We start from the raw sequence: 22,173 nt of genomic DNA on the forward strand, positions 1-22,173 counted from the left end.
CAGCGGCGCTGTTTGTGCCTACGATAGCGCAATCAATGCGTGCTGCTCGATCGAAATGCCGACCGGCGTGCCGCGCGCAAGCTCGATACGGCCCGGGACGTCGACGACGAGCGGCTCGGGCGCGGCGCCGCCAATCGTCAGGCGCGTGCGTTCGCCGAGGAACGCGGTGCTTTCGATCTGGCCGCGCAGTTGCGCGAGCGCGGGGTCGGTGAGCCGCGCGTCCTCGGGGCGGAAGAAAAATTCGTGCGCGCCGTTCGTATTCGATGCATGCGCGGGTAACGGCACGGCGCCGCCGCTCGTCGTCAGCATGCCGTCGCGCGGCTCGCCCGCGATACGGTTGATCGTGCCGACGAACTGCGCGACCGTGCGATTGACCGGCCGATAGTAGATGTCGCGCGGCGAACCGATTTGCTCGATGCGTCCCGCGCTCATCACGACGATGCGATCGCCGAGCTCCATCGCTTCGGCCTGATCGTGCGTCACGTAGACGGTGGTGATGCCGAGTTCGCGCAACAGCGCGTTCATTTCCGTGCGCAATGCATCGCGCAGACGCGCGTCGAGCGCGGTCAGCGGTTCGTCGAGCAGCAGCACCCGCGGCTGCACCGCGAGCGCGCGTGCGAGCGCCACACGTTGACGCTGGCCGCCCGACAGTTGATCGATCGGCTTGTCCGCGTGCGCGGCAAGCCGCATCATGCCGAGCAGTTCGTCGACGCGTTGCCGGGCGATGGCCGCCGGCACACGCCTGATCTTCAGACCGTAGCCGATGTTGCCGCGCACGGTCAGGTTCGGAAACAGCGCGTAGCTCTGGAACACCATGCCGACCGCGCGTTTTTCGATCGGCAGCGCGGTCACGTCGTCGTCGCCGAATGCGATGCTGCCGCCGGCGTCCGGGGTTTCGAGGCCCGCGATCAGGCGCAGCGTCGTCGTCTTGCCGCAGCCCGACGGTCCGAGCAGCACGAGGGTTTCGCCCGCGCCGATCTCCAGGTCGAGCGGCTCGAGCACGCGTGTGCCGCGAAACGTCTTGGCGCACTGCGTGAGCGTGATGGGAACCGAGGTCAGTTTCATGGCGTGTCGATGGGTTTCGGGCAAGAGACGGCGCCGCGTTTGTTCGACGCGCTGCGCTGGCCGGTCGCATCGACGCCGAGCCATTGCATCGCGACGAGCAGCGGCATCGTCATGATGAAGAACAGGATCGTGTACGCGCTGCCGATCTCGATACGCATCGACGCGTAGGTATCGGCGAGGCCGACCGGCAGCGTCTTCGTGTCGGGCGTGTGCAGCATCCACGTGAGATTGAATTCGCCGATCGACAGCGTCAGCACCGCAAGCGCGCCCGCAACGATGCCGGGCCGCGCGTTCGGCAGCACGATCGTGATGAAGCGTGTGAAGAAGCCCGCGCCGAGGCTCGCCGCGCCTTCTTCGAGCGTGCGAAGATCGCCGCTCGCGCAGACCGCGGCGACCGCGCGCACCATGAACGGAAGCGTGAACACCACATGCCCGACGACGATGAACGCCGCGCTCATCCGGAACGCCGTGAAGCCGCCGTAGATCACCAGCAGCGCGAGTGCTGATGCGAGGCCGGGCAGCGCGATCGGCAGCACCAGAAACTCCTCGACGATGCGCGCGAAGCGCGACTTGCTGCGCGCGAGCACGTAGCCCGCGGGTACGCCGGTCAACAGCGTGACGGCGAGCGTCGCCGCGGCCACTTCGAGCGACAGCCACACCGAGCCGTGATACTGGCTCCACACTTCGACGAGCCAGCGCAGCGTGAGTCCGCTCGACACGCCCTTGAAGTAGTTGACCGTCAGCCCCGCGACGATCGACATGACGACCGGCACGATCAGGAACGCGCACAGCAGCAGGGTGACGAACCATTGACCCGCGGCGAGCCAGGTTCGCGAGGAAGGCCACGCGCGTCGCGCGCGCGGTCCCGCTGCCGGTTGCGACGGCGAGGAGGGTGAGGAGGCCGAGGAGGCCGTGACTGAGTTCATGGATGCGTTGTCGTTCATGCGCTCGCCGCCACGCCCGAACCGCTCGCGCTGCGCGCGATCGCCAGCACCGCCCACGTGACGATGCCCAGCACGATCGACAGGCCCGCGGCGGTCACCATGTTCGCGTTCAGCGTGAACTCGGTATAGATGGTCATCGGCAGCACGTCGATGTCGGTGGCTAGCGTGAACGCGGTGCCGAACGCGCCCATCGCGGTCGCGAAGCACACGGCGCCGGCCGCGATCAGTCCGGGCGACAGCGCCGGCAGCACGATGTCGCGCATGATGCGCCACGGCGATGCGCCGAGCGAGCGCGCGGCCTCTTCGAGCGACGCATCGAGCTTGGTCGCGGAGGCCATCACCGTCACGATCACGCGCGGAATCGAGAAATACAGATAGCCGAGAAACAGGCCGCTCATCGAATACGCGAACACCCAGCGATCGCCCGCGAGTTTGAGCGACAGCGCGCCGATCAGCCCCTGACGTCCGGCCAGCATGATGACCATGAAGCCGACGACGACGCCCGGAAACGCGAGCGGAAACGTCAGCAGCGCGAGCAGCGTGCGCTTGCCGGCGAACTCGCGGCGCGCGAGCAGCAGCCCCGCGATCACCGACAGCACCAGCGTGGCCGCCGTGACCGCCGCCGACAGCACGACGGTCGCGCCGAGGCTCGACATATAGCGCGGATTGGTCAGCATCGCGCGATAGGTCGCGAAAGCGTGGCCGCCGCCGGAGAGCTGCGCGAGCGCGCCCATCGGCAGCAGCCAGAACGCGATGAATACCGCGAGCGCGGGCGCGAGCAATGCGATGCGCCAGCGCAGCGGGAAGGTGACGTCGTTCAATGCATCACCTGCAGATAGCGCTCGCCGAAGCCCGACTGCTTCTCGGCCATCTTCGCGAAGTCGACCGGCTTCGCGCGCGCGTATTCGCTCGCGGGCAGGAACTGCGCGGCGGTTTCGGCATTCATCGCGCTCGCGCGCACCGGCCGCAGATACGCTTGCGCCCACAGCTTCTGGCCTTCGTCGGACAGCACGAAATCGAGCACCTTCTTGCCGTTCGTTTCGTGCGGCGCGCCCTTCACGAGGCTCATCACGTACGGCACCGAGATCGTGCCTTCCTGCGGAATCACGAACTCGACGTTCGCATGATCCTTGTATTTCGCGCGATACGCGTCGAAGTCGTAGTCGAGCAGGATCGGAATTTCGCCGGACAGCACACGCGCGTACGCGGTTTGCTTCGGCACGATCGGCGCATTCGCCTTGAGCTTGCGGAACCAGTCGAGGCCCGGCTCAAAGTTATCGAGCGTGCCGCCGAGCGCCTGGTTCACCGCGACCGCGCCCGCATAGCCGACGAACGCGCTCGACGGATCGAGGTAGCCGATCATCCCTTTGTATTCAGGCTTCAGCAGATCGGCCCACGAGCGCGGCACCGGTTTGCCTTCGAGCGCGTCCTTGTTGACGAAGAAGCCGAGCGTGCCCGAGTGGATCGTGAACCAGTAGCCTTGTGGGTCTTTCAGGCTTGCCGGAATGTCGTCCCAGTGCGCGGGCTTGTAGGTCTGGATCACGCCCTTGTCCTTCGCCTGGAACGCCGACGACACGCCGAGATACACGACGTCGGCGACCGGGCTTTTCTGCTCGGCCATCAGCTGTGCGATCGATTGGCCCGAGTTCTTGTTGTCGAACGGCACGCGAATGCCGGTCTTTTGCTGGATCGCCTTGATCTGGCTCGCCCAGTCGGCCCATTCGGGCGGGCAGTTGTAGCAGATCGCGGTTTCGTCGGCGCGCACTTTTTGCGGCGCGAGCGTGACGAACGCCGCGCCGGCCACGAGCAGGCTCGCCGGCACTACGGTCGCGGCGGCGTGCGACAGTTTCTGCCAGAGCGGTTTGGAGGATGCGAAGCGTGAGGTCGAGCGGGTCACTGCAGGTCTCCTGTGTTCGATCGGTGCAAGTGCTTCCGCACTCACTCCGGGCCCGTAAAAGGTGGTGGTTGCAAGCGGTTGTAGTGCGCGAAGGCTGCCTAGGCGGTCAGCCCTTGCGTTGGTGATGCCCTGTCGAAATCTGCGTGGGACCCGAGTGCCGCGATCGTCGCGCCTTCACGCACGCTGTGCGGTAGGGTCAATGCGAGCGAAGTGGCGGGGAATGCGCGCTCGTCGCGCTCGCCACCGATCCGTGCGAGCAGACGCTGCCACGCCGCCCGGCCGATCTCGCGATTCGGCGCGCAGATGCTGGCGAGCGCGGGCGACAGCAGTTCGCCCATCGCGAGGCCGTCGAAGCCGAGAATCGACATGTCTTGCGGAATCTTCAGACGCGCGCGGCGCAGGCCGCGCATCACGACCATCGCGAGCAGATCGTTGCTGCAGAAGAGGGCGGTCGGACGGTTTGCGCCTTGCGTCAGGTGCGCGAGCACGGACGGCGCGAGTTCGTCGGCGTTGAAATCGACTTCGAGCGCGGGCGCGGCGATGAGGCCGGCTTGCTGCATCGCCTGCGTGTAGCCGAGATGCCGCTGACGCGCGCGATCCGACGCGGCGAACGAGCCGGCCAGCATCAGGATGCGGCGATGGCCGTTGGCGATGAGCCGGCGCACGCCGTCGTAGGCGGCAAGGCGATTGTCGACCGACACCGACGGGCGGCGCACCGTGTCGTTGTGCATCAGCACGTACAGCAGGCCGTCGCGGTCGAGTTCGTCGAGCAGCGGATGGGTGTCGGCATCGGCGACGGTCAGGATCAGGCCTTCGACGCGATGTTCGCGCAGCGTCTCGATTGCGTGACGCTCGCGGTCCACGTCATACTGCGTGGTCATCAGCATCAGCCGATAGCCTTGCGCCGACGCGCGATCGTCGATGCCTTGCAGGCATTCGGCGAACACCGGGTTCGCGAGCGTCGGCAGAACGACGCCGATCAGGCGCGTACGCTCGCCGCGCAATTGCCGGCCGAGCGGGCTCGGGCGGAAGTTCAGCGCGTCGATCGACTGACGTACCTTGTCGAGCGTGATGGGGTTCACGGTGTGCGGCGCGTTGATCGCGCGCGATACCGTGGCAATGGAAAAGCCCGCGTGGGCGGCGACATCCTTGATCGTCGGCGTCATCGGTTTGCGGCCCGCTGTAATCGTTTTCGTGAGCGGATTATCGGCAAGGTTTGTGACTTGGGGATGAACGTGGTGTCGGGCGTTCTTGGGGCAGCGGCGACGCGATGGTAGAATTCGCGACCACGCGCGATTGCGACCCCTGCCGGGGTGATGAAATTGGTAAACATAGCGGACTTAAAATCCGCCGCCTTCGGGCTTGCCGGTTCAAGTCCGGTCCCCGGCACCACAATAGCAGCAAGGGTTTCGCGGCGTTGACCGGCGACAACCCAGAGCGAAGGGTGTGTGTTTTTCTGCCCTAAACCGGATTTTCCGGTTCCTTCCTCTTCTGCCCGATCTTCCCAACTGCTGCCGCCAGCCTCTCCGTGACCAGGTGCGAGTATCGCTTCGTCGATACGACGGACTTGTGCCCGAGCACGCCACCGACCGTAAAGAGATCGATGCCGGCGTTGATCATCTCAGATGCGGCACCATGCCGAAGATCGTGAAATTTCGTATGCGGGTATCCCGCCTCAGCTCGGGCGCGCTTCCATGCCTCCTCAAACTGCTTGACCGTGAGGGTGAAGCGAACGCGGCGCGCCAACACCGCAATTCGCGGGTGGATGGGGATGATGCGCGGCCGGCCGTTCTTCGTGTCGTCGAGCGAATACCCTTGCCTCGAAACCTTCGCCCGCAGAATCTCACCGCGGCGCATACCCGAATAGAACGCGATCCGGATAGCGGCGCGCACCTCGCGATGCTGACATGCGCGCGCGATCTCTAGCATCTCTTTCCGCTGCGGGTAGTGGTGCCGCTCGTTGTTGACGGCCGGTATGACCATTCGTGCCGTCTGGTCGACTTCGATTCGCCCGATTTTGTGGGCATACTTGATCGCTGCGCGCAGGTAGGCCAGAACGTTTCGGATCGCAGCATCGGACAATGGGCGCTTCGCCATGCCTCGATGGTCGACCTTCGCCCGCATGTACCCGACGAACCGGATCGACCAGGCGTGCAAATCGTTCGCGTCTTGCTCTGCGTATTCGGGAGCCCATTTTTCCAGAATCTGCACCCGCTTCAGCCCATCCTTCCAGCTCGCGCGCTTGTCCGTGAGATGCGCGAGAACGCAGTCACCGATCGTGACAATTTCCTTCACGACGCCTGTGTGCAGCGCGTAGGTCTCCGCGTCCCATTTGCGGCCTAGCTCGTCGGCCTGCTTTGCAGAAATGCCCGCAGGGAGAAGCTTGGCTTTTCGAACGCGGCTACCTTCGATGACGCGTTCGAACGTCCAGCGATAGCGGCGGCGGCCGGCCTTTGTAATGGTTTCGATTGGCATGATGCGAGGAATTTGTAGAGCGACTCGAGTTCGTAGACGTGCGTTTTGTGGCCGAGCTTGTATCGTTGAATGATTTCGCCGGCGCGGTCTATCCGGCTGATCGCGTATCGAGGCACGCCGAGAATCTCGGCCGCCTCCGTCGCGCTGACGCGCTTTCCTTTCGCAATGTCCATTACACACCCCAGTGTTTGCGCGTGGTTTCAATCATTCGTTGTGCTGCTGCGGTCATGCTAGGATTTTCCTTCCTTTGATATGGAGGCGCTCATGGCCAGGATCCAAACCGAACACGGCGCGCGGAACGTACAAACCGATGAAATCAAGGGCCGTAAAGTAGAAGTGGTAACGGGCTACGATGCAAACTCCGACAAGTACCCCGTTCACGTCTATATCGATGGTGAGAAAGTTGTCGGGCGCTTTATCGCTGACCGAATGTCGGAAGGATTCGATCTTGGGTTCAGCATTGCAGCGCAGGAGCTAGATCAGCGGTAGCCGGAAAATCGTCGTGCGTGCGACCGTCGAGGTAGCGGCCGGCTTCCTTTTTGCCGACGCGATAGAGGTCGGGCTCATCGTCGATGTGACCGTGGCTGGCAAGACTTTCTTCGCCGAACATCCACTTCTGAGCGAATCAGTCCGCGGTCTTGACGACGCCAGTCTGGCGCTGGACGTTCTCACTAGGCGTCCATTCCCCCCATTGCTTGAACAGGAACGGCACGCCTGCTGCGGCGCACTGATCGCGGAGCGCACGCGGCCATGAAGGATGCATTGGCCGCGCATCAGTGCCGCTCTCGCCGCCGACGATTACCCAATCGATCGGCTTGCCATTGCCCGTGCCGCGGCAATGCGGGCAGCGGACGCGCCACTCGGGCATCCCGCGCTCGTAATGCGTAGGATCGTCGCAACGGTCGCCGTTGCAGCAGTGATCGCAGGTCGTATCGCCCGCGCTGTTCGTCCATGTGCGAGTCGGAAGCCACAGGTTCACCGGCCCGAGCAAGGGCTCCATCGAGAGGAACCGCACGCGCGCCGGTACCGCGAGCAGCTTCGGGATGTCGCGGTCTGCTTCGGCCTGATTGACGACCGTCGCGCCGAGCCAGACGTTGTCGGGCAGTCGCGGCGACTCGATGCATTCCAGGTCGAACCGGTACTGAGCCGTCTCGCTGATCATCTGCATAACGTTTCCGATCCGCTTCGTCAGCAGAAGCCAGTCGAGGTTCGGTGTCTTCGCGATCAGGTTGAAGAGATCGCGGCGCCACGTCGGATCGACAGCGTTGTCGAACACGTCGGCGAGCGACGCGCAGAACACGCGCTGGCGCCGGCCATGCACGGCGAAGAACTCGTCATGCGCCGCATTCCACGCGAGCGGCTTGCGCCAGTTGGCCGGCGAGGTGCGCCGCCGCGGCGCGCCCGGGCCCCAGTTGATTGCGGTGCCGCCAGAGAATCGCGCATTGCGCGTTTCGGCGTAGCAGTGATCGCAGCCGGGCCCGACTTTCTGGCAGCCTTCCCACGGATTGAACGTGTGGTCGGTCCACTCGATTTTGCTGTTCTCGCTCATGCTAGGATTTCCCTGAAATAACGTTGGAAACGAGACCATGGCCAGTACGGTTCTGAACATAATCGGACTTCTTCTTGTGACTTTCGGCGGAGTTGGTGCGGCCTTGTTTTCTCCTGCGCCGAAATACAATCCTGATGGCTCAGTTAGCCTCATCGGTGAGCCGGATAAGGAGAAGCGAATTAGGATGCATCGGCGTCAGAAGCTGGTCAGGCCATGTCTTATGCTCGTTGGCGTTGGCGCATTCTTCCAGCTTGTCGCCATGGCGTTTTGATCGGTTGGGCCCTTCAGTTCGTCTTTGGTCATGGTGGTGTACTCGGTTAGGCGGTGTGGCGTTTTACGTATGGATTGTTCTCGTGATCTGTCAGGCCGGCGATGTAGTCGAGACTGACGTCGAATTGCTTCGCCAGCTCAGCGGCCAGCATCAGGCCGGGCGCATGCTCGTTGCGCTCAACCTGTCCGACGTACGTACCGCACATCCGGACCCGGTCTCCGACTGCGGCGAGGCTCATGCCGCGGTTCTTTCTAAGGCGCCGGATTCGTGCGCCAATCGTCTCGTTCATAGCGTGCATAGCTCCTGTGCGGTGAACAGTCCGGCCTGTGTGGGCTCGGGGATTTCCGCGATTCGTTCAGTCCAGCGTTTCGCCTCGCGCCAGTCGTTGGCGTTGCGGCCCTGCTTGCGCGCGGCGAAGCTCCAAGCCATCGAGTCGGCCGTATGCAGCAGTGCGCGCACAATCCACGACGACAGCGCCGTCGATTTCAGGCCGAATCCGTGAAGCTTCAGATCCGGCCGCACTGCCTTGATCGCCATCAGCACCGCCTCGATCGCGCGCGGGTCGCCGTTTCGCTTGCAGACCGATCCGACGCCGACCCATGCACCGTGCTTCAGTCGTTCGCCATACATCGCAATGTGTCGCACGTAGTCTTCCGGCGAATAACCCTGCAACACCGGCAGGATGTAGACGCGGCCGACGTCGCATTGCATTAGCGCGTCGTATCGCTCGATCGTGAGCTGCTGGTGTTGCTCGATCGTCATGCCGGTGATCTTCAGCATGTGTGCCTCGCACATGTAGTCCTGCGCCACCGCCGCCAACAAATTTCCGTTCGTCGACCAGCGTTTAATCTCTGCCGCGTACACCTCCACGCCTTCGGGATAGCCGCCGTGCGTCAAGATCGTGGTGAATGCGCCGCTGTCCATGATCCAGTCGCCGACCGCGAAACCCGACTTGCGAGCCTTCAGCCGGTTCTTGCTGATGAATGCCGCGTCGAAGTGTTTCGCGTCAGACGGCTGGTGCAGGCCCGTAAAAAACCGCATGTGCGCCCTTAGTCTTCGCCATCGTCAAACCATCGTCCCGACTTGCCGCAGATCGATGGCATTCTCTTTTCGTCTTCACCGCTGAATGTCCGGTGAGATTCAGCAAGCAGGAAAACCGGATATTCGCCGAATAGATCGGCCCGGAGATTGCGCGGGTGCCGGCACTTCGGGTAGCGGTCACGTGAAGGGGAGCGAATCGAAATATCGCGCGCTCTATGAATTGACCGGCAAGCCGTTTTCGCGCAGTGCCGACTACAAGCCGAATCCGCGCTATCTCGCGCGCAAGGAAAGACTCGCGGCCCGCGTGTTGGGCGGTGACATGGTGTTCGCCGTCATGCACGCGATTGTCTCGGCCGGGAGGGCGCACGCATGAAGCTCTATCTGGCAGGCCCGATGTCGGGCTATCCCGAACTGAACTTCCCGGCTTTCCATGCCGAGGCAGCCCGACTGCGCGCGCTTGGCTTCGAGATCGTCAACCCGGCGGAGATCAATGCCGATCCGACCGCCAAATGGCTCGACTGCATGCGTGCCGACATCGCCGCGATCATGACTGAGAAATGCGACGGTATCGCATTGCTTCCGGGTTGGGAGCAATCGCGTGGCGCGCCCATCGAGCACAACCTCGTGCGCGACCTCGGTCTCCGCGTCTACATGGCGGCGCACCTGATAGGGCTGCTCGATAACGACATTCCGGTGCTGTCCAGCGCTGCTGTCGTTGAAATTGTCCGGGAGGCGGCTTGAAGCGATCGGCGCCGATGAAGCGAACAGGCTTCAAACGCAAAGAGCCGGGCGCATTCAAGGCGCAGCTCGACCGCAACACACAGACGCTGGCACGCAAGGCAGCGATGAAGACGAAGCGCAAACGCCTGACAGTCGCGGAGGGCTCGAAATACCTGGCAGCGTGCCGCGGCGAGCCCTGCTACCTGAACGTGAAGTGCGCGCGCAGCGATTGGGCCGATCCGACCGTCGTGCCGTGCCACGACAACCGGCTGAGCGCGGGCAAGGGCGTGGGGTTGAAAGCGAGCCACGAGCGAACGCTGCCGGGTTGCATGTTGTGTCACCAGTGGTTGGATCAGGGGCCGGCGTCGCGCGAGGAGAAATTCGCGCGATTCGACGCGGCGTTGGCGCGCTGGCTGCCGCGGCGCGCTCGGAAAATGGGACTTGAAATGCAGGAGGCAGCTTGATTTTGCAGGTATTGATTCCCGACGGTGAGGGTTACCACAAGCGTCGTCAGGGCATGGGGTTTATCACGAAATACCAACGCTACCGACCGATTGTGACGACGGTCTACAAGCTGATCGGACCGCCGAGCCGGTTCGACCGTGACCTACCAAGCATCCATGTTCACGCCTGGATTCCTGAGCACCACCGCGCAGGGATCGACGCGAATGACATTGGATGGGTAGCGCCTGGCGTTTTCCTGTGTCGGGCCATCGTGAAAGACAACAGGCAGACGCTGCAGGAGTTTCTCCTTAGCGGGGAAACGGAGCGGGACGTGAAGGAGATAGAACCGTGAGCGCGCACGCATACATCCTGTACGACGCCGTGCCCGAGCAGCTGATCGATTCGGCGCTGCGCCATCGCGACACGGTCACCGGCGCGGAACTCATCGCGTTCGATAACTGCCCATTTAGTGGCGAGATCAGGGAGACGTCGAGTGGCGTGACGCAGATCGAATACGCATGGCCGCACAGCCCAAATTTGCGGCATGCGCTGGACGACTGGTTCACGCATAACGGCATTCACTTCACGGTGGTTATGTGAATGCGCGGCATCGCATTGCATACGGCGATCCGCTCGCGACCATGGTCGCCACTGAACGGCCGACCTGCTTAGGCTGCCCGCACGAGCGAATCTACGAATTCATCGTCACCATGCATACCATCTGCGCACTCGGCAACACACATGGCGACCGCTGCCAACAATACGGAAAGAGGCAACCCAACATGACGACAAACGCCATTGCCGTAGACGAGATCGACGCGATTCTGACGGAGTGGTACGAGTGGAGCCAGGCATATGAGCCTGCCCTTGGGTACGGTCGCGCGTCGGCGAGCTGCCGCGACTTCAAGATCAGCAATCAGTGGATGGACTACGACGATCTGTCCGACACCGTCGACCGCCAGTTGCGCGCGGCGACCGGCGAGGCCGTCGATCCGCTGATCCAGAGGCTGTCGCTCGCTCATCGCATCGCGGTCATGACCGCTGTGCGCAACTTTGTTGCTGGCGCTGTCGTGTTCCGCAACCCGCGCAGTCCCGCGACGCAGGACGCCGACTATGCGGACGCGAAGCGCGTCCTGCTCCCTGCGCTGTTCGCCAAAGGTCTCATTCGCATCGACAATAAAACGTAGCTACAAATAATCCTTGCGCAGTCGATTAAACGTAGCTACAATTATTTACATGGACATCACCTACGACCCCGCAAAGAACGAATCGAACATCGAGAAGCACGGTGTTTCGCTCGAAATGGCAGCGATGCTGGACTGGTCGGACGTGATGGCATACGTCGATACCCGCGCAGACTATACGGAAGTGCGCGAAGTCGGTTTCGGCGTCATCGGTGATCGCCTTTACTGCGTCGTGTTCACACAGCGCGGCAACGCAATGCACATCATCAGCATGCGAAAGGCGAACAAGCGCGAGGTAAAGAGCTATGTCGAACAAACGTAAGATCGTCATGCCGACGGATGAAGAAGACGCGGCAATCAATCGCGGCATCGCCGCGGACCCGGACACTTACGAGGTGCCCGATGAAGACTTCAAGAAGATGAAGCGACTCGGCGCGCGTGGTCGGCCACGCCTTGATACGCCGAAGGTTCTGTTGTCCGTTCGATACGATGCGGACATCGTTGAGGCGTTCAAGGCATCCGGCGATGGTTGGCAGACGCGCATGAACGATGCGCTGCGCGATTGGCTGAAGGACCATCAGCCAGCGTAAAAGGGCAGTTGTAAACCCGCAAGTTCTTTGGTAATGTCTCGTCCGTGGCGACTTCGCTCGTCCAAAGAAAAGCCCGCACGGTTCGCGCCGCGCGGGCTTTTTTGTTACTCGTGCGACGAATTGCCCTTCAATTGCGCGTACACATTGTTGATCAAGGTGCTCAAATAGATTGCATCGGCCTTGGCGTTAGCTTCCGCGTGCGCCGGAGTAACCGGTCCGATGAGCTTCGCTCCGCCGCTGGAAAACGCTGCAGAAACCACTTCCTTGATCAGTTGGCCTGCGCCGCTGCTTGAAAACTGCCCCATATTCGAAACTCCTTTTTTGTTGTGCCGGCCCTTCCGGCGCAACGATTCTACCTGCCCGCTATGAACCCGAAAGCCATCATTCAGAAGATCGTCTCGTGGTTCAAAGGCGAAGCCACGACAATTGAGACTCGTATCGTTGTAGACGCAAAGGCCGCCGAGAACGCGATCGCCGATTGCGTTAGCCAGTTGCGGGCGGCGATCGCAGTCGAGCTCGGCGACCGAAGAGACGCGGGCGTGTCGCTTGATTCAACCGTCAAGGGCGCCAGCTGGACCATCTCAAAGAGCGGCGAATTCACCATCAACGATTCAACCACCGAGGTAAGTATGAACAACGTCAATGTCGCAATCCAGATCGCTCTCGCACTCAAGGCAATCGACGCCGCGCTGAGCGCAGACGCAGTGCAGGCCGCGACCAATGCCGCGCTTGCTGCTGCTTATCCGGCACCTGACGCTGCAGCTGCAGCGCAACCGGCCGCCTGATCGTCGCGCCTGCACTTCGCATGAGTCGCAAGCTAACGACGCTCAAGCCGCGCGTGCAGTCGCTGACAGCCACGCGCGTGCCGATGCTCGAAGCGAAGGCAGGCACGACGCCGCGCATTCGCGGCAGTCGCTGGGTCAAGACGCGCCAGCGCGTCGCTGTTGCTCAGCAGTTTAAGTGTCAGCGCTGCGGTTGGTGGTCGGGTCGAAGGTGATCAGTTCTGGCATCTATGCCGAGGATCAAAGCTGATGCGAATTTCGGGAGCAAAGGGCGGCGGTGGCGGCGGGTCGCCGTCGGAATCGCCAGACAGCCTGCATTCGATCGCCTATGCGAAGGTGCTCGACCTGATCTCGGAAGGCCCGATTGTGGGGCTTGTCAACGGGCTGCAATCCGTATTTCTCGACGGCACACCGGTCCAGAACCCGGACGGCTCGACGAACTTCTCGAACTACACTGTCGATACGCGCGTTGGCACGCAGGATCAGGACTTTCTGAGCGGCTTTCCATCAGTCGAAAACGAAACGGCCATCGGCGTTGCGCTCACTAGCGACGCGCCATGGGTGCGGCAGGTCGAGAACATCCAGCTCACCGCGGTGCGGATTCGCTTCGGCGTGCCGGCGCTCGAGCAAACGAACACCTCGTCGGGCGACGTAACCGGCTATCGCATCGAGTACGCGATCGACGTTGCTGTGGATGGTGGATCCTATGCGCAGGTCCTCTCTGGCGCGTTCGATGGCAAGACGACCTCTCTGTACGAACGCAGCCCGCGCATCGAGCTTCCTGCCGCGACGACCGGTTGGCTGGTGCGCGTACGCCGCATCACGCCGAACGCGCACAACACCTATATTCAGGACACCGTCAACATCGAGGCGATCACCGAGATCATCGATCGCAAGCTGCGCTATCCGATGAGCGCGCTCGTCGGCATGCAGTTCGATGCCCGTTCGTTCAGTTCGGTGCCGACGCGATCGTTTGACGTGAAAGGCCGGATCATTAGCGTGCCGTCTAACTACGACTCGGAGGCAAGAACGTACTCCGGCGCATGGGACGGCACATTCAAACAGGCGTGGACCAACAACCCGGCATGGGTCTTCTATGACCTCGTGCGGAACGATCGATACGGTGCCGGCAAGTTCGTCGACGCGTCGTCGCTCGACAAGTGGTCCCTGTATGAGATCGCGCAGTACTGCGACGTCATGGTGTCGGATGGCAAGGGCGGCCAGGAGCCCCGCTTCATCTGCAATTGCGTGATCCAGTCGCAGTCGGACGCCTTCAAGGTACTGCAGGACATCGCCGGCATCTTTCGCGGCCAGGCGTATTGGGGCGCCGGCAACGTCGTCGCGACGGCAGACATGCCGTCCGATCCGGTGCACGTGTACACGCAGGCGAACGTGGTCGGCGGCAAGTTCGAATACGTCGGGTCGGAGCGCAAGTCGCGCTACACCGTGGCTCAGGTGAGCTGGAACGACCCGGCGAATCAGTACAAGCAGGCCGTCGAATACGTTTCCGACGACGACGGCCTCGCGCGCTACGGCGTCGTCAAGGCGCAGATCACGGCTTTCGGCACGACGTCTCAGGGGCAGGCGCACCGCCTTGGCCTTTGGACGCTGCTGACGAGCCGCTACGAGACGAACACGGTGTCGTTTCAGGTCGGTCTCGACGGCACTCTGTGCATGCCCGGCGAGGTGATCGCCGTCGCCGACTCCAACAAGTCCGGCCGACGCATCGGTGGCCGCATCCGCTCGATGAGCGGGGCGACCGTGGTGCTCGACAAGGCGCCGACAGCGGCGGCCGGCGACACGCTCACGGTGATCATGCCCGACGGCATCGCGCAAGCGCGCAGCGTGCAGTCGGTCGCCGGCGACACGCTTACGGTGACGTCAGCGTTCGGCGAAGATGCGGTGCACGGCGCGGTGTGGATGCTGGAGAGCGCCGAACTCGTCTCGCAGCTCTTCCGGGTGACAGGCGTCGAGGAAAGCTCCGACAACGGCCAGGTCACCTATACGATCAGCGCGGCGCAGCACGAGCCCGGCAAGTACGCGGCGATCGACAACGGCGCCCAGATCCAGCAGCGGCCGGTGACGATTACGCCACCCTCGGCACAAGTACCGCCAACGAACGTGCGCGTCTCGACCTACTCGTTCACCGATCAGGGCATCGCCAAGACGAATATGGTGATCGCGTGGGATGCAGCCGACAAGGCTGTGAGCTATATCCCAGAGTGGCAGAAGGACAGCGGCGAGTGGGTTTCAGCAAACCAGACAGGCGGGCTGCAGGTCGAGGTCGCCGGCATCTACCAGGGCAACTATCTCGCTCGCGTGCGCGCGCAGAATGCCATCGGAGTGACCTCGATCCCCGCGTACAGCGTGCAGACGGCGCTTACCGGCAAGACGAGCCCACCGCCGGCCGTGACGTCGCTCACCGCGACGACGCAGATTTTTGCGATCCAGCTCGACTGGACGATCCCTGCCGATGGTTCGGCGAACGACACGCAGCGCACTGAGTTATGGTACAGCCGGACGAACGACTGCACGACCGCGACCAAGCTTTCCGACTACGCCTATCCGCAGGCGCGCGCGAGTCTGATGGGTCTTGCGGCTGGCCAGTCGTTTTTCTTCTGGGCGCGGCTCGTCGACACATCGGGCAACCTCGGGCCGTGGTACCCGACCGGCGCCGGCGTGAACGGTCAAAGCAGCAGCGATGCGACGCCGATCCTCGAAATGCTCACCGGCGAGATCACGAAGACGCAGCTGGGTTCCGACGTGCTCACGCCGATCGATGCAATTCCTGACCTGCAGCAGAGCGTCGAGGTGAACGCCGCAGCTATCACGGCGGAACAGACGGCGCGCGCGGACGGCGACACGGCGCTGTCAAACCGCATCGATCAGGTGACGGCTCAGGTTGTCATTCCCGAGATGGCGGGCAGCACGGGCGACTATGCCGGGTCGACGCAGGTCTATGCTGGCGTTTGGTCGGAACAGTCCGCGCGCGCCGAGGCGGACCTTGCGCTCGCGCAAAACATTGATACGACGACGGCTCAGATTTCCTCAACGAAGGCGACGTTGCTCGCGGCGGTTCAAACGGAGACTCAGGCGCGCGCCGATGCTGATAGCGCCATGGCATCGCAGATCACGACCGTGCAGGCTCAGGCCAATGCAAACACGGCAGCCGCGCAGACGAACGCGCAGTCCTATGCGGACCTCAACGGCCGCGTCGCGGCCTCGTACCAGATCAAGACCCAGATCACGGCAAACGGCCGCACGTACATCGCGGGTGTCGGCGTCGGCGTCGACAACAGTAGCGGCACTGTCGAATCTCAGGTGCTCGTGTCTGCGAGCCGGTTCGCGGTGCTGGACCCGAACGGTAGCGCTGTTACGTCGCCGTTTGTGATTCAGGGCGGCCAGGTGTTCATTTCGCAAGCGCTCATTGGCACGGGCTGGATTCAGGACGCGATGATCGGCGACGTGATTCAGTCAACGGCCGTCGGCGCGAATGGGCAGCCGCGGTGGAAGCTGGACAAGAACGGGACGCTCACGCTTAATGGTGCAAACGGCGGGAGCGGCTATCTGACGCTGAGCGATTCAACGCTCCAGGTCTACGACAACAACGGTACGCTGCGCGTCCGACTGGGGCTCTGGTAATGGCTGCGGGACTTCAATGTTGGGACCAGAACGGTAACCTGATCTTCGATGCGACGTATCGGGTGCTGCGCATCATCGGTTCCCAGGTCATGGATGGAAGCAGCAGCAGCCTGCAGGATGACCGCCTAAAACAGGGCGGCTTCGTCTCGTTCCAGCCAAACATCACGTGTGGGGACGGCTACCTTTCGGGTGGCGTAATCACGCCGCGCTTTTCGATCGACCCCAGCACCGGAATTCTGAGTTGGTCGTATGCCGCGAAGCACAGTGCGCAATACGATACGTATCAGCTCGGCACGCTTTTCTACGGGGCGAGCTGATGACGGTCGGATTCCAGGCGTTCACTGATACGGGGTTGGTTCAGATCGACGGCACGACGCCGAACTATGCGCTGCGGCAAAAGTTGGATGTAACGACAGCGGCCGGCAGCATGAATGGCGGCAAGTCGAACGCGGGCGTCATGTACTACTACTCGGCCAATGTCGCGAGTTTCACGATAACCGCTGTTCAGCCGCTCATAGCGCTGTATTGCTCGACCGCATTCGCGACAATCCTGCAGTGCGTCAACAACAATAATGGCACATGGACGGTCAAGCTCTGGACGAGTGATGCGGCGACCGTGTCCGTCTACATCTTCGATCAGGCGCCGGCTGCGGCCCCGTCGGGCCCCGGCTACGGTCTCCAGGTGTTCGACCAGAACGGCGTGCTAGTTTTCGACGCTCGCCAGCGCATTGCTCGGGTGATCGATACGCAATCCGGAAACATCAATAACACGGGCCCCGACTGGGGGCAGTGGGCTCAGGTGGACACGCGCACGTATTCGTGGAGCTACCCTGCGGTGGCCAAGATTGGTGTCGCCGCGATCGGCACAGCTTTCATCTGCCCGGAAGGTGGCGGCAGCAACAGTTGGTACAACATCAGCGGCCTGCAGACAGCTGGCAACGTGGTGAATTTCAAATACCAGTACTACCAGAACGGCAGTCCGGCGCACCCCAACAACAATGTCGTCTTTGGATCGCAATACGACTGGCGATTCATGGCAGTTGATCTCAGCTACATGTAACCAGGAAGCAGCCATGCCTCTTCAAAAAGATTTCGAAACGCCGTCAACCGGTGCGACGGCCGGCTATCACGTTGTGCAGCAGGTTTCACTCGACTATGTGTCGTCGCAGATCGATGCGACAGTCGCGTCGTACCTGAGCAAAGATGCCCGCGACGCCGGAAAATTCCCGCTCTATACGCAGCAGATCACCGTCGCCGGCCTGCCCGCTGCCGGCGCCGACGCCCGCGACTATGCGCAGCAACAACTCGTCGCCGCAGCTCCACAGGACGGCAGCGGTCCGTATGCGAACCGTTTCGTATTCGCAGGCGCCGAAATTGTGGACTGAGGCCGAGATTTCCAGCTAAGCTTTCGTAAGAAAACCAGGAAGATCAACCACCATATACGGGGCGACGATGAGGAAACTGATGGTAGTGGGTGCGCTGACGGCGATGTGTCTCAGCGCATGCGGCGGCGGTGGCAGTGACAGCGGCGTTAGCGCGCCGCAGCCGACCGCCAAGCCGCTGACGATTTCGATGTATGGCAAGCCGCTGGTCTCGGGTTCGACTACAGCCGTGGCGCATGCGCAGTTAAGCGCCGTCTCCGCCGCTGCATCGGCGACGCCTGCGTCCGGCACCACGGATGCCCAGGCCACGGTGCAGAGCCTGACCGACGCGCTCGCCGCGCGCGGCGTGACCGCTGATGTCACCGCGCAGGTGATGGACGGCACGACACTGCACCAGATCGTGACTACCGAGCATAACGGCATCGCGCCGACCGCCGACCAGTTCAAGACGGACCCGAGTTCGTGGCTCGTCGTCAACTTCCAGCTCGACGACATGGTGACGCCGGCCAGCGATCCGGCACAACAGGCAGCGATGGCGCAGTTTTCGCAAGATCTGCTGGTGTTTTCGCAGTGGGCGGCCGTCGAGGGCAAGGCTGTCTTCGTGGTGACGCCGGTGTTCACGTGCGATACGGCCAACTCGGCCTCGGCGGGGCTGTGGACCGCAGAAAGCAATGCGCTGGTCAACGGGGCGCCGATCCGATTCATCGGCCAGACCGGCGTCGGCTTCAGCTTCTCAGGCACGGGGCAGGTGATTCCATCAGCCAACGTGGCGCATATGGGCGCCGACTGCCGCACGCCCGATGCCTATGTGCAGAACCTTCAGGTCCAGTCGGTCGCAGACTCGATCGCGGAGGGATACAAGGAGGCGGCGGCAGCCGCCGGCGGCGCAAGTGGCGCGAGCGCCGCGAGCGGGGCATCGGGCACCGGAACCTGACGCAAATCGAATACGAACAAAAGCCAGCTTTCGAGCTGGCTTTTTTATTGGCCGCCTTCGGGCGGCTTTTTTATGTCCGCGCGATTTGAAAAGGAGGTGCGCGTGATTCATGAGCGACAACCGGTGACGGAGCGGCGGGCAGCTGGCCCTCAATGGTCGTTCGACAAGTCGGTGAACCTGCCGACGCTTTTGACGCTTGTCGCGATGCTTGTGGCGAGTCTGGGGTCGGGCTTCGGGATCTACCTCAACTTTGACAGGCGGATCAGTAGCCTGGAGGATCGCACGAGCCACGTCGAGAAGGACCAGGACGAGCAGAAATCGGACAACAAGGAGCAGCTCAAGGCAATCAACGAGAAGCTGGACCGGCTTCTCTACGATCGCGCAGGCGTGCGTCCAGAAACTCGGGGGTGGACGAAATGAAATTCAAGATCACGCTGGCTGACGGCTGGCAAAAGCTGCATACGCGCGGCACCGTCATTTTCTCGGCTGCCGTCGGCGCCGTTGCGCCGCTCGGCGCGGTGCTGCGCGAGACGTGGAACGGAATGCCTGACGACCTGAAGCAGTATCTGCCGCATAGCGTGCAGCAGGCGATCAGCTACACGATCCTGTGCGCAACCTTCCTTGCGCTGCGCTACACGTCGGTGCGCCGCGTGCCGCGGGAGGGTGACGATGGCTCGCATTGACGCCGCGACAGCGGGCGGCGAAAACCGAGTGGCCTTTCTCGACATGATCGCGGTCAGCGAGATCGGCAACCAACTGCTGCCGCTGAGCGACGACGGGTACAACGTGCTCGTCGGCAGCACGCCTTCGAAGCCGTTGCTGTTCTCGTCGTACGCCGATCATCCGAACGTCTACAACGCCGCCTGTAATTCGACGGCCGCCGGGCGATACCAGATCCTCTACAAGTGGTGGCGCCTCTACAAAGCGCAGATGTTCCTGCGCGACTTCTCGCCGATCTCGCAGGACCGGTATGCGCTGCAGCAGTTGCGCGAGCACGGCGCGTTTCCGCTCATCGACGCGGGGCAGTTTCAGCAGGCGGTCGCAAAGGTCGCCAACGTGTGGGCCAGTCTTCCCGGCGCCGGATACGGTCAGCACGAAAACCAGATGGCGCATTTGCAGGCCGCTTATCAGGCGGCAGGCGGGGAGATTTCGACGTGACCGAAGCAATTGCACTCGCGTTCAAGGTTGGCCCTTGGCTGATTGCAGGGCTCGCGGCAGTGTTCGCCGCGCTGTCTCACATGAACGCCAAATCGAAAGTCGCCGCGGCCGGCCAGAAGGTGGCCGAGGCTCAAACGAGCGCAGCGCAGGCTCAAGCACAAACCGCCGAGGTGCGCGACGCCGAGGCCCAAGCGAACGCGGCCGCTGCACAGCAGGGTGCCGCAGCACAGAAGGAGAGAGCAAATGTTGAGAATGACGTGGCTGCTTTGCCTGCTGGGTCCGCTGCTCACCAGTTGCGCGACGAGTGGAGCCGACCAGGCGAAGACGCCGGCCGCGGAGCGGTTGGTGCAAGTCCGCACTAGATTCGTTGACACTGCGTGTGATTGGACGAAGCCTATCTACGTGAGCAATTCGGACGTGCTCACCGATGAGACGGCGAAAGCGATCCTTGCCCATAACCTGGCTGGCGCCAAGCAGTGCGGCTGGAAGCCAAACGGCAGAAAGTAGGCTGGCGCCAAAAGAGACCCGGCCGAAGCCGGGCGAATTAGCGTGGACTTGGCGTGGCATTGCTCCGCGCCAATCTTCAGTTTAGAGCACGTTGGGCACTTGTAAAGGGCTCACCACTCGACCGGCGCGAGCATGGGCTTTGTGGTGTCGATCCCGGCGCCTTGAAGCGCGGCGTCGATCTTCCTGAGTTGAGTCGCGAAGTCCAGCGTCCACGACTCGGCCTCGCTCGTGACTTTCATTCCGTTGTGAATAACGAGGGTATAGCGGGCGAGTAGCAGCGCTTTGACGACTGCACCCATGATGAACGTGAAAATACTGTATGGATGTACAGTATAAGCCGCGAGCAAGGGGTGTGGGTTTTTCTGCCTTAAAGCGGTAAACCACTGTTCGCATATACAGTATGCGACCACCCCGCAAACCGTTATAACACCGTGAAAGCCCCGCCCGAGGCCTGCGTTTATATACAGTGACTAAGGACTTAAAATCCGCCGCCTTCGGGCTTGCCGGTTCAAGTCCGGTCCCCGGCACCAGTGTTGCAATGACAGGCACGATGCGCGCACGCCGATGACCGCCGTGCCGATCTCGCTCTCCAGTTTTCCCGATCAGAAATGCAGTTGCTTCGCGCTGATACCGAGCGCCGCCGCGATCTTTTCGCGCGTTGATTTGCGCAAGCGATCGCTATTTTCCTGTTGCGCAAAAGCAGGCTGGCTGATGCCAAGACGCGCCGCGATGTTCGCCTGAGTGAAACCGAGCTGTTCGCTCCATGCGCGTACGGGTGAATCGCCGTCAACCGTGCGGCTCACGACGTCGTTGGGAATCAGGTTCCGGTCGTTGCCGGTCAGTAGTTCTTGTGTGTCCCTGGTGATCAGAGCGTTGCTCGAATCTGCGGCGCATCGCACGGAAGCGGTGAAACTCGTTGGCCTATGCGGACAAAATCGAGTGAGAAACTGTCACACCGCATAACGCGAGGAACCTCCAGAACTCGGCGTAAATCCGGACAAGCGCCTAACCTTGTCGATCGGCGCGACCGTGCGTAATATCACCTCGCCAACCTCAATCCGCCTTCATGTCTTCGCTCAAATACCTGACCGGCTACCCCGCACCTCTGCAAGACAAGGTGAGAACGCTGATCGCCGACAATCAGCTCGGCTCCTATCTCGCGCAGAAGTACCCGAACACGCACGAGGTGCAAACCGACCGCGCGCTCTACGAGTACTGCGCGGAGCTCAAACGCGAACACCTGCGCAACGCGGAGCAGATCGACAAGGTCACCTACGACAGCAAGCTCGACGTGATGCGTCACGCGCTCGGCCTGCATACGAGCATTTCGCGCGTGCAGGGCAGCAAGCTGAAGGCGAAGAAGGAAATCCGCATCGCGTCGCTATTCAAGGGCGCGGCGCCGGAGTTTCTGAAGATGATCGTCGTGCACGAACTCGCTCATCTGAAAGAGAGCGATCACAACAAGGCGTTCTATCGTCTGTGCGAGTTCATGCAGCCGGGGTACCACCAGATCGAATTCGATCTACGTCTGTATCTGACGCATCGCGATCTGGCGAAGAAGCCCGTGTGAGGGACGCCGCGCGCAAGG

The 22,173-nt window shown here is 62.3% G+C and carries 34 protein-coding genes and 1 tRNA gene; 23 read left to right on the forward strand and 12 right to left on the reverse strand.

What is annotated here, in order from left to right; genetic code table 11:
- Positions 1–18 precede the first annotated feature (18 nt).
- The 5 genes from ACLFKU_RS00480 to ACLFKU_RS00500 form a co-directional block, all read right to left on the reverse strand.
- On the reverse strand, positions 19–1,065 hold the full coding sequence (locus ACLFKU_RS00480) for an ABC transporter ATP-binding protein (RefSeq protein WP_410847831.1): 1,047 nt from the start codon (positions 1,063–1,065) through the stop codon (positions 19–21).
- Complete coding sequence (locus ACLFKU_RS00485; RefSeq protein ID WP_410847832.1) at positions 1,062–1,991, reverse strand: ABC transporter permease; 930 nt, start codon at positions 1,989–1,991, stop codon at positions 1,062–1,064. Before ACLFKU_RS00485 ends, ACLFKU_RS00480 begins: the two co-directional genes overlap by 4 nt.
- Before the next feature lie 14 nt (positions 1,992–2,005).
- A complete protein-coding gene (locus ACLFKU_RS00490; RefSeq protein ID WP_013089865.1) occupies positions 2,006–2,830 on the reverse strand; it encodes an ABC transporter permease in 825 nt (274 codons plus the stop codon).
- On the reverse strand, positions 2,827–3,906 hold the full coding sequence (locus tag ACLFKU_RS00495; RefSeq protein WP_410847833.1) for an ABC transporter substrate-binding protein: 1,080 nt from the start codon (positions 3,904–3,906) through the stop codon (positions 2,827–2,829). Before ACLFKU_RS00495 ends, ACLFKU_RS00490 begins: the two co-directional genes overlap by 4 nt.
- Positions 3,907–4,004: 98 nt before the next feature.
- A complete protein-coding gene (locus ACLFKU_RS00500) occupies positions 4,005–5,072 on the reverse strand; it encodes a LacI family DNA-binding transcriptional regulator (protein ID WP_410847834.1) in 1,068 nt (355 codons plus the stop codon).
- Positions 5,073–5,213: 141 nt separating this feature from the next.
- Between ACLFKU_RS00500 and ACLFKU_RS00505 the strand changes: the two genes are divergently transcribed.
- Positions 5,214–5,298, forward strand: a tRNA-Leu gene (locus tag ACLFKU_RS00505).
- Positions 5,299–5,367: 69 nt separating this feature from the next.
- Here the strand turns inward: ACLFKU_RS00505 and ACLFKU_RS00510 are convergent.
- Entirely contained in the window at positions 5,368–6,381 is a 1,014-nt protein-coding gene (locus tag ACLFKU_RS00510; protein WP_410847835.1) for a tyrosine-type recombinase/integrase, read from the reverse strand.
- A 264-nt stretch (positions 6,382–6,645) separates the two neighbouring features.
- Here ACLFKU_RS00510 and ACLFKU_RS00515 point away from each other — a divergent pair, with 264 nt between their 5' ends.
- Entirely contained in the window at positions 6,646–6,870 is a 225-nt protein-coding gene (locus ACLFKU_RS00515; protein ID WP_410847836.1) for a hypothetical protein, read from the forward strand.
- 136 nt (positions 6,871–7,006) lie between these two features.
- Here the strand turns inward: ACLFKU_RS00515 and ACLFKU_RS00520 are convergent, their stop codons facing one another.
- Complete coding sequence (locus ACLFKU_RS00520) at positions 7,007–7,930, reverse strand: phage Gp37/Gp68 family protein (RefSeq protein WP_410847837.1); 924 nt, start codon at positions 7,928–7,930, stop codon at positions 7,007–7,009.
- A 37-nt stretch (positions 7,931–7,967) separates the two neighbouring features.
- Between ACLFKU_RS00520 and ACLFKU_RS00525 the strand changes: the two genes are divergently transcribed.
- Positions 7,968–8,201, forward strand: a complete 234-nt coding sequence (locus tag ACLFKU_RS00525; RefSeq protein WP_410847838.1) for a hypothetical protein — start codon at positions 7,968–7,970, stop codon at positions 8,199–8,201.
- 46 nt (positions 8,202–8,247) lie between these two features.
- Here ACLFKU_RS00525 and ACLFKU_RS00530 read toward each other — a convergent pair whose 3' ends face one another.
- Together ACLFKU_RS00530 and ACLFKU_RS00535 are read right to left on the reverse strand one after the other, a co-directional pair.
- Entirely contained in the window at positions 8,248–8,490 is a 243-nt protein-coding gene (locus tag ACLFKU_RS00530) for a helix-turn-helix domain-containing protein (protein WP_410847839.1), read from the reverse strand.
- Positions 8,487–9,242 carry a hypothetical protein gene (locus tag ACLFKU_RS00535; protein ID WP_410847840.1) on the reverse strand — a complete coding sequence of 252 codons (756 nt, stop codon included), beginning with the start codon at positions 9,240–9,242 and terminating at the stop codon, positions 8,487–8,489. The genes ACLFKU_RS00530 and ACLFKU_RS00535 overlap by 4 nt, the downstream gene beginning before the upstream one ends.
- Before the next feature lie 181 nt (positions 9,243–9,423).
- Here ACLFKU_RS00535 and ACLFKU_RS00540 point away from each other — a divergent pair, with 181 nt between their 5' ends.
- The 8 genes from ACLFKU_RS00540 to ACLFKU_RS00575 are packed head-to-tail and all read left to right on the forward strand — an operon-like array spanning position 9,424 to position 12,180.
- Complete coding sequence (locus ACLFKU_RS00540) at positions 9,424–9,615, forward strand: hypothetical protein (protein WP_410847841.1); 192 nt, start codon at positions 9,424–9,426, stop codon at positions 9,613–9,615.
- Positions 9,612–9,983 carry a DUF4406 domain-containing protein gene (locus tag ACLFKU_RS00545; protein WP_410847842.1) on the forward strand — a complete coding sequence of 124 codons (372 nt, stop codon included), beginning with the start codon at positions 9,612–9,614 and terminating at the stop codon, positions 9,981–9,983. The genes ACLFKU_RS00540 and ACLFKU_RS00545 overlap by 4 nt, the downstream gene beginning before the upstream one ends.
- Positions 9,984–9,997: 14 nt before the next feature.
- Positions 9,998–10,426 (forward strand): hypothetical protein, encoded by a 429-nt coding sequence (locus ACLFKU_RS00550; protein ID WP_410847843.1) that lies wholly within the window; start codon positions 9,998–10,000, stop codon positions 10,424–10,426.
- On the forward strand, positions 10,423–10,758 hold the full coding sequence (locus tag ACLFKU_RS00555; RefSeq protein ID WP_410847844.1) for a hypothetical protein: 336 nt from the start codon (positions 10,423–10,425) through the stop codon (positions 10,756–10,758). The genes ACLFKU_RS00550 and ACLFKU_RS00555 overlap by 4 nt, the downstream gene beginning before the upstream one ends.
- Complete coding sequence (locus ACLFKU_RS00560; RefSeq protein WP_410847845.1) at positions 10,755–11,006, forward strand: phage portal protein; 252 nt, start codon at positions 10,755–10,757, stop codon at positions 11,004–11,006. Before ACLFKU_RS00555 ends, ACLFKU_RS00560 begins: the two co-directional genes overlap by 4 nt.
- A 41-nt stretch (positions 11,007–11,047) precedes the next feature.
- On the forward strand, positions 11,048–11,593 hold the full coding sequence (locus ACLFKU_RS00565) for a hypothetical protein (protein WP_410847846.1): 546 nt from the start codon (positions 11,048–11,050) through the stop codon (positions 11,591–11,593).
- 49 nt (positions 11,594–11,642) lie between these two features.
- Positions 11,643–11,912, forward strand: coding sequence for a BrnT family toxin (locus tag ACLFKU_RS00570; protein WP_410847847.1), 270 nt, complete (start codon positions 11,643–11,645; stop codon positions 11,910–11,912).
- Positions 11,896–12,180 carry a BrnA antitoxin family protein gene (locus ACLFKU_RS00575; RefSeq protein WP_410847848.1) on the forward strand — a complete coding sequence of 95 codons (285 nt, stop codon included), beginning with the start codon at positions 11,896–11,898 and terminating at the stop codon, positions 12,178–12,180. Before ACLFKU_RS00570 ends, ACLFKU_RS00575 begins: the two co-directional genes overlap by 17 nt.
- 104 nt (positions 12,181–12,284) lie before the next feature.
- Here ACLFKU_RS00575 and ACLFKU_RS00580 read toward each other — a convergent pair whose 3' ends face one another.
- On the reverse strand, positions 12,285–12,485 hold the full coding sequence (locus ACLFKU_RS00580) for a hypothetical protein (RefSeq protein WP_410847849.1): 201 nt from the start codon (positions 12,483–12,485) through the stop codon (positions 12,285–12,287).
- A 60-nt stretch (positions 12,486–12,545) separates the two neighbouring features.
- Between ACLFKU_RS00580 and ACLFKU_RS00585 the strand changes: the two genes are divergently transcribed.
- From ACLFKU_RS00585 to ACLFKU_RS00635, 11 genes are all read left to right on the forward strand, one after another.
- Entirely contained in the window at positions 12,546–12,965 is a 420-nt protein-coding gene (locus tag ACLFKU_RS00585; protein WP_410847850.1) for a hypothetical protein, read from the forward strand.
- 20 nt (positions 12,966–12,985) lie between these two features.
- Entirely contained in the window at positions 12,986–13,177 is a 192-nt protein-coding gene (locus ACLFKU_RS00590; protein WP_410847851.1) for a hypothetical protein, read from the forward strand.
- A gap of 34 nt (positions 13,178–13,211) precedes the next feature.
- Positions 13,212–16,604 carry a host specificity protein J gene (locus ACLFKU_RS00595; protein WP_410847852.1) on the forward strand — a complete coding sequence of 1,131 codons (3,393 nt, stop codon included), beginning with the start codon at positions 13,212–13,214 and terminating at the stop codon, positions 16,602–16,604.
- Complete coding sequence (locus ACLFKU_RS00600) at positions 16,604–16,921, forward strand: hypothetical protein (protein ID WP_410847853.1); 318 nt, start codon at positions 16,604–16,606, stop codon at positions 16,919–16,921. Before ACLFKU_RS00595 ends, ACLFKU_RS00600 begins: the two co-directional genes overlap by 1 nt.
- Positions 16,921–17,664, forward strand: a complete 744-nt coding sequence (locus ACLFKU_RS00605; RefSeq protein ID WP_410847854.1) for a hypothetical protein — start codon at positions 16,921–16,923, stop codon at positions 17,662–17,664. The genes ACLFKU_RS00600 and ACLFKU_RS00605 overlap by 1 nt, the downstream gene beginning before the upstream one ends.
- A gap of 13 nt (positions 17,665–17,677) precedes the next feature.
- Positions 17,678–17,989: a hypothetical protein gene (locus ACLFKU_RS00610; protein WP_410847855.1), complete on the forward strand. Its 312-nt coding sequence runs from the start codon at positions 17,678–17,680 to the stop codon at positions 17,987–17,989.
- Positions 17,990–18,056: 67 nt separating this feature from the next.
- Complete coding sequence (locus tag ACLFKU_RS00615; RefSeq protein WP_410847856.1) at positions 18,057–18,920, forward strand: hypothetical protein; 864 nt, start codon at positions 18,057–18,059, stop codon at positions 18,918–18,920.
- A 72-nt stretch (positions 18,921–18,992) separates the two neighbouring features.
- Positions 18,993–19,340 carry a hypothetical protein gene (locus ACLFKU_RS00620; protein WP_410847857.1) on the forward strand — a complete coding sequence of 116 codons (348 nt, stop codon included), beginning with the start codon at positions 18,993–18,995 and terminating at the stop codon, positions 19,338–19,340.
- Entirely contained in the window at positions 19,337–19,603 is a 267-nt protein-coding gene (locus ACLFKU_RS00625; RefSeq protein WP_410847858.1) for a hypothetical protein, read from the forward strand. The genes ACLFKU_RS00620 and ACLFKU_RS00625 overlap by 4 nt, the downstream gene beginning before the upstream one ends.
- Complete coding sequence (locus ACLFKU_RS00630; RefSeq protein ID WP_410847859.1) at positions 19,590–20,078, forward strand: glycoside hydrolase; 489 nt, start codon at positions 19,590–19,592, stop codon at positions 20,076–20,078. The genes ACLFKU_RS00625 and ACLFKU_RS00630 overlap by 14 nt, the downstream gene beginning before the upstream one ends.
- Positions 20,075–20,440, forward strand: coding sequence for a hypothetical protein (locus tag ACLFKU_RS00635; protein WP_410847860.1), 366 nt, complete (start codon positions 20,075–20,077; stop codon positions 20,438–20,440). The genes ACLFKU_RS00630 and ACLFKU_RS00635 overlap by 4 nt, the downstream gene beginning before the upstream one ends.
- 255 nt (positions 20,441–20,695) lie before the next feature.
- Here ACLFKU_RS00635 and ACLFKU_RS00640 read toward each other — a convergent pair whose 3' ends face one another.
- A complete protein-coding gene (locus ACLFKU_RS00640) occupies positions 20,696–20,884 on the reverse strand; it encodes a hypothetical protein (RefSeq protein ID WP_410847861.1) in 189 nt (62 codons plus the stop codon).
- Between the two features lie 303 nt (positions 20,885–21,187).
- Positions 21,188–21,454: a helix-turn-helix domain-containing protein gene (locus tag ACLFKU_RS00645; protein ID WP_410848069.1), complete on the reverse strand. Its 267-nt coding sequence runs from the start codon at positions 21,452–21,454 to the stop codon at positions 21,188–21,190.
- A gap of 197 nt (positions 21,455–21,651) precedes the next feature.
- Between ACLFKU_RS00645 and ACLFKU_RS00650 the strand changes: the two genes are divergently transcribed.
- Positions 21,652–22,155, forward strand: a complete 504-nt coding sequence (locus ACLFKU_RS00650) for a M48 family metallopeptidase (RefSeq protein ID WP_410847862.1) — start codon at positions 21,652–21,654, stop codon at positions 22,153–22,155.
- Positions 22,156–22,173: the final 18 nt, after the last annotated feature.

This window comes from Paraburkholderia sp. EG304 (assembly GCF_046543485.1).
In the GTDB taxonomy this organism is placed as follows: domain Bacteria; phylum Pseudomonadota; class Gammaproteobacteria; order Burkholderiales; family Burkholderiaceae; genus Paraburkholderia; species Paraburkholderia youngii.

Coding starts and splice junctions, on each gene's coding strand:
- ACLFKU_RS00480 (WP_410847831.1), bottom strand. CDS start 1,065: ATGAAACTGACCTCGGTTCCCATCACGCTCACGCAGTGCGCCAAGACG.
- ACLFKU_RS00485 (WP_410847832.1), bottom strand. CDS start 1,991: ATGAACTCAGTCACGGCCTCCTCGGCCTCCTCACCCTCCTCGCCGTCG.
- ACLFKU_RS00500 (WP_410847834.1), bottom strand. CDS start 5,072: ATGACGCCGACGATCAAGGATGTCGCCGCCCACGCGGGCTTTTCCATT.
- ACLFKU_RS00510 (WP_410847835.1), bottom strand. CDS start 6,381: ATGCCAATCGAAACCATTACAAAGGCCGGCCGCCGCCGCTATCGCTGG.
- ACLFKU_RS00515 (WP_410847836.1), top strand. CDS start 6,646: ATGGCCAGGATCCAAACCGAACACGGCGCGCGGAACGTACAAACCGAT.
- ACLFKU_RS00520 (WP_410847837.1), bottom strand. CDS start 7,930: ATGAGCGAGAACAGCAAAATCGAGTGGACCGACCACACGTTCAATCCG.
- ACLFKU_RS00525 (WP_410847838.1), top strand. CDS start 7,968: ATGGCCAGTACGGTTCTGAACATAATCGGACTTCTTCTTGTGACTTTC.
- ACLFKU_RS00530 (WP_410847839.1), bottom strand. CDS start 8,490: ATGAACGAGACGATTGGCGCACGAATCCGGCGCCTTAGAAAGAACCGC.
- ACLFKU_RS00535 (WP_410847840.1), bottom strand. CDS start 9,242: ATGCGGTTTTTTACGGGCCTGCACCAGCCGTCTGACGCGAAACACTTC.
- ACLFKU_RS00545 (WP_410847842.1), top strand. CDS start 9,612: ATGAAGCTCTATCTGGCAGGCCCGATGTCGGGCTATCCCGAACTGAAC.
- ACLFKU_RS00550 (WP_410847843.1), top strand. CDS start 9,998: ATGAAGCGAACAGGCTTCAAACGCAAAGAGCCGGGCGCATTCAAGGCG.
- ACLFKU_RS00565 (WP_410847846.1), top strand. CDS start 11,048: ATGGTCGCCACTGAACGGCCGACCTGCTTAGGCTGCCCGCACGAGCGA.
- ACLFKU_RS00570 (WP_410847847.1), top strand. CDS start 11,643: ATGGACATCACCTACGACCCCGCAAAGAACGAATCGAACATCGAGAAG.
- ACLFKU_RS00575 (WP_410847848.1), top strand. CDS start 11,896: ATGTCGAACAAACGTAAGATCGTCATGCCGACGGATGAAGAAGACGCG.
- ACLFKU_RS00580 (WP_410847849.1), bottom strand. CDS start 12,485: ATGGGGCAGTTTTCAAGCAGCGGCGCAGGCCAACTGATCAAGGAAGTG.
- ACLFKU_RS00585 (WP_410847850.1), top strand. CDS start 12,546: ATGAACCCGAAAGCCATCATTCAGAAGATCGTCTCGTGGTTCAAAGGC.
- ACLFKU_RS00590 (WP_410847851.1), top strand. CDS start 12,986: ATGAGTCGCAAGCTAACGACGCTCAAGCCGCGCGTGCAGTCGCTGACA.
- ACLFKU_RS00595 (WP_410847852.1), top strand. CDS start 13,212: ATGCGAATTTCGGGAGCAAAGGGCGGCGGTGGCGGCGGGTCGCCGTCG.
- ACLFKU_RS00600 (WP_410847853.1), top strand. CDS start 16,604: ATGGCTGCGGGACTTCAATGTTGGGACCAGAACGGTAACCTGATCTTC.
- ACLFKU_RS00605 (WP_410847854.1), top strand. CDS start 16,921: ATGACGGTCGGATTCCAGGCGTTCACTGATACGGGGTTGGTTCAGATC.
- ACLFKU_RS00610 (WP_410847855.1), top strand. CDS start 17,678: ATGCCTCTTCAAAAAGATTTCGAAACGCCGTCAACCGGTGCGACGGCC.
- ACLFKU_RS00615 (WP_410847856.1), top strand. CDS start 18,057: ATGAGGAAACTGATGGTAGTGGGTGCGCTGACGGCGATGTGTCTCAGC.
- ACLFKU_RS00620 (WP_410847857.1), top strand. CDS start 18,993: ATGTCCGCGCGATTTGAAAAGGAGGTGCGCGTGATTCATGAGCGACAA.
- ACLFKU_RS00625 (WP_410847858.1), top strand. CDS start 19,337: ATGAAATTCAAGATCACGCTGGCTGACGGCTGGCAAAAGCTGCATACG.
- ACLFKU_RS00630 (WP_410847859.1), top strand. CDS start 19,590: ATGGCTCGCATTGACGCCGCGACAGCGGGCGGCGAAAACCGAGTGGCC.
- ACLFKU_RS00640 (WP_410847861.1), bottom strand. CDS start 20,884: ATGGGTGCAGTCGTCAAAGCGCTGCTACTCGCCCGCTATACCCTCGTT.
- ACLFKU_RS00650 (WP_410847862.1), top strand. CDS start 21,652: ATGTCTTCGCTCAAATACCTGACCGGCTACCCCGCACCTCTGCAAGAC.